Genomic DNA, 3,675 nt, shown 5'->3' with positions numbered 1-3,675 from the left:
GCGTGGCGTCAGGCGAACAGGCCGTCGTCGTTTGCGGGAAAGGTGGCGCGGCCTTCGAGCCGGCCGGCGCTTAGATAATGTTGCAACGGATCGATGCCGGCGCTCGCCACGTCGCGATAGGCGGCAAGATAGTCGCTGGTGTCGAACGCGGCGGAGGGGTTGCGCCCCTCCCGCCAGCCGAAATCCTCGAAATGGTCGAGCGGGTTCATGCCCGATGCCGCCACGTCCGGGTTGTGCGCGACATAGTAGCTCGTATCGAACACGGCGTTCGGATCACGGCCCTCGCGCGCGCCGAAGTTGAGGTAGTGGGCGAGCGGATCGGCGCCAGCAGCGGCCACGTCCGGGTTGGCCAGCAGATAATATTCGGGGTCGAAATCATCGATCAGGCGCGGACCGACGGCGGCGTAGGCGGTGCGCCCCTCCGCCTTGCCGTAGAGCAGATAATGTTCGAGCGGGTTCATCCCCGCCCGCGCCACATCGCGATTGGCCGCCAGATACTGCTCGCTGTCGAACCCGGCGGAAGGGTCGAGGCCGGCACGCGCGCCGACGGTGAGATAATGATCGAGCGGGTTGGCGCCTGCCGCCCGCACCGACGGATTGGCGGCGAGATAGGCCGAGGTATCGAACAATGCGTTCGGATCGCGCCCTTCCTTCCAGCCGAAGGCGGCATAATGCGCGTCGGGGCTGGCGCCGGCTGCCTTCACGTCGGCATAGGTGGCCAGATAGAAACGGTCGTCGACCAGCGGATTATCCACCGCCAGCGGCGACTGGCTCGCCGCGCTGCCAGACGTGACGGTGCTGCCGACGAACGTCAGGTTCACCCCGCCGCCGCCGGCGCTGGCGACGAAACTGCCCGACGCCCCGCCGCGCAGCCCGACCGTCTCGCCACCGGCAAAACGCAGGGTATTGCCGTCCAGCGCGAACGAGAGCGTCGCCAGCGTCGCGCCGTCGATATGGATCGTATCGCCGGACGAAAGATCGGTGATGACGTCGCCGTTCAGCTCGGCCAGCGAGCCGGCGAAGACATCGTTGCCGAAGCCGCCTTCCAGCACGTCCATGCCCGCTCCGCCGCGCAGCACGTCGTTGCCGGTGCCGCCGAACAGGGTGTCGCTGCCGCCATCGCCCTGAAGCAGATCGTTGCCGGCGTTGCCGTAGAGCCGGTCGTTGCCGTCGCCGCCGGAAAGCGTGTCGTTGCCGCGGTCGCCTAGCATGAAATCACCGGCGGTGGTGCCGGTCAGCACGTCGTTGCCGGTGCCGCCCAGCAGCCCGCCGGCCAGCCCGCCCAGCGGCGAGAGCGCGCCCTGATCGTCGTTGACGATGGTGAACACCGCCGGCGTGCCGCCGACCGAGACGTTGCTGCCGCCGGTGAGCACGACGGCGAAGGTCTCGTCCGTTTCGATCGCGCCGTCGCCGGCCACCAGCACCGTCACGGTCTTCGTCGCCTCGCCGGGGGCGAAGGTGATCGTGCCGGACGGCAGCACCCCGCCGACGAAATCGCCGGGATCGGCCGGATTGTCGCCGGTGCCCGCCACCGCATAGTTCACCACGCTGCCCGCGCCGAGATCGCCCGTGCGCGAGACGGTGAAGACGAACGGCGTCGAATCCCCGCCGCCCTCGCCGATGCTGACCGACTCGACCGACACCGTGACCTGCGGTTGCGCCGCGATGATCTCCGGCACGATGGCGCTCAGCACCGTGTTCACGTCCGGCGGCAGCCCCTCGTAGAATGTCAGCGTGGTGGACTGGCCGGGGGCGAGATCGGCGAGCTTGAACGTGATCGCGATGCCCACGTCGTCGGTCAGGCTGAAGCCCTGCGCCTGTGCGCCATCGAAGCTGGCGACGGCATAGGGGCCGTCGTCCTCCAGCGAATCGATATCGATCGACACGCGCGAATTGTCGTCGGGCGAATAGACGAACGCCGGGGTCGTCCCGTCCGGCACGAAGGCCGCGACGAGGTGCTGGCCGGGCTGCTGGCCGAGGATCTGGTTGATGGTGGTGAAGTTGACCGCCTGATCGGGATCCTGATTGCGGATGTAGCGCACGTCGTACAGCGTCGTATCGGTCACGTTGGTGAGGGTGACCTGCACCTTGAAGTAATTGTCGTTCGGCTTCAGCGTGACGAGCTGGTCGACCATCAGCCCGTTGGAGGCGGTGCCGATCCACCGCGCCTTGAGCGCGCTGTCGTCCGAAACGTCGGTGGCGACGCCGGCGATGCCGGTGTTGCCGGTCAGCGGGTTGTTCTTCAGCGTGACGGGCACGCCGTCGGGGCTGTTGCGCACGCCGACGGTGAAGCTCTCCTCCTGGAAGCCGGGCAGGGTGGAGTCGCGGAAGGTGGGCAGCGAGCCACGGCCGAATCCATCCAGATCGGCCCAGATGCCGATCGCCCCGCCGCGCCCGTAGAAGCTGAAGAAGCCGTCCGGCGCCCCCACCGTACTGCCGAAGGTGCCGAACGGCGAGATACCGACGTTGAGAAACTCACCCTGCAGGAACACATTGCCGGAAACGCTTGCATGCGCCGTGCTCGCCATACGTCATACCCCCGATTACGGGGCAGCCGCTGCCGGCTTGCCCCTTCACGATGCGATCAGCGACGCCGGCACCCGGTTCGTCCGGGCACATTGATCGCCGTATCTTAGCACGGCGGCTCGATTAGGGAAGTGTTCACCTTGCGGGACTTGTCCCGCAGGGGTTCGGATCAGACCGTTTCTGTGGCGGTCGGATCGACCTGATGCAGCCGGGCGAAGGTCATCACCTGCCGGCCGACCATCGCCAGCTGGTTGGCCGCCGCCGGATCGGTGCATTCGCCATCGGTGAAGATGCCGCCCGAGGTGTTGATCGCGGCGCCCAGCGGCGTCGGCCAGCCGCGCAGCGCGTGGACGATCGAGCGCATCGTCGCCAGCGTGCTGCCCGTCGCCTGCCAGCCATAGGCCGTCACGATCAGGCCCACGGGCAAGCCGTCGAGATACACCCGCGCGTCCCTGGCGGTTTCCTCGATATAGTCGATCGCGTTCTTCACCGCGCCGGAGATGGTGCCGTGATAGCCCGGCGTCGCCAGAATGATCCCGTCCGCCTTGCGGATGGCCGCGATCATCTCGGCCCCGGCGGTATCGCTGCCCTCGGTGAGATAGAGCGGCAGCGCCGCCAGATGGTTGCCGCCGAACAGTTGCGTATCGGCGCCCGCCGCCGCCGCCGCGTCGAGCGCGAGGCGCAACGCCTGCTCGGTGGTGGAGCCGGGCTTGGGGGTGCCGCCGATGCCGACGATCAAGGGTTTGCTCATGTCTTCATCCCCACCGGATCGTCTGGCGCGGGGCATGGCGCCGCCGCGGTTCGCCGCCCCAATGGGCCAGGCGGCGGCGGCTTGGCAATGGCCGGGGGCGTCAGGCCGGCTGTTCGTCCGCCGCCTCGGCCCCGTGCGGCAGCGCCGGACGCGAGACGAGCGTGATCGACGCCGGCCGCAGGAAGGTGCGTGCCGCCCACCCGCGCACGGCGCGCAGCGTGTCGATCGTCGCGTTCATGGTCCGCATCCCCGCCCTTCCCCGTTTCGAGTAGGTGATGTGGCGGGTCTGGGCGGCGATGCCTATCGAGCTTTGGTTTGCCCGGCTAAAGCAGGGCTGACAGCGCGTGCCCGCCCGCCTGCCTGTATGGAGACCGGATGACCGCCACCCCGCGCCCCGC

At 68.4% G+C, this 3,675-nt stretch carries 3 protein-coding genes; all 3 read right to left on the bottom strand.

Annotated elements, in window-relative coordinates; translation table 11 throughout:
• Nucleotides 1–8: 8 nt before the first annotated feature.
• On the bottom strand, nucleotides 9–2,528 hold the full coding sequence (locus FOY91_RS22680) for a calcium-binding protein (protein WP_145155935.1): 2,520 nt from the start codon (nucleotides 2,526–2,528) through the stop codon (nucleotides 9–11).
• A 167-nt stretch (nucleotides 2,529–2,695) separates the two neighbouring features.
• Nucleotides 2,696–3,277: an NADPH-dependent FMN reductase gene (locus FOY91_RS20895; protein WP_145155933.1), complete on the bottom strand. Its 582-nt coding sequence runs from the start codon at nucleotides 3,275–3,277 to the stop codon at nucleotides 2,696–2,698.
• A gap of 100 nt (nucleotides 3,278–3,377) precedes the next feature.
• Nucleotides 3,378–3,515, bottom strand: a complete 138-nt coding sequence (locus FOY91_RS21900) for a hypothetical protein (protein ID WP_162527304.1) — start codon at nucleotides 3,513–3,515, stop codon at nucleotides 3,378–3,380.
• Nucleotides 3,516–3,675: the final 160 nt, after the last annotated feature.

It is taken from the genome of Alterirhizorhabdus solaris (assembly GCF_007785815.1).
In the GTDB taxonomy this organism is placed as follows: domain Bacteria; phylum Pseudomonadota; class Alphaproteobacteria; order Sphingomonadales; family Sphingomonadaceae; genus Alterirhizorhabdus; species Alterirhizorhabdus solaris.
Note: the sequence above shows the minus strand (reverse complement) of the source record. Positions and strands in the feature narration are given on the sequence as shown.

What these genes read in the sequence shown, in the direction of transcription:
- FOY91_RS21900 (WP_162527304.1), bottom strand. Translation starts at nt 3,515, where the DNA reads ATGAACGCGACGATCGACACGCTGCGCGCCGTGCGCGGGTGGGCGGCA.
- FOY91_RS22680 (WP_145155935.1), bottom strand. Translation starts at nt 2,528, where the DNA reads ATGGCGAGCACGGCGCATGCAAGCGTTTCCGGCAATGTGTTCCTGCAG.
- FOY91_RS20895 (WP_145155933.1), bottom strand. Translation starts at nt 3,277, where the DNA reads ATGAGCAAACCCTTGATCGTCGGCATCGGCGGCACCCCCAAGCCCGGC.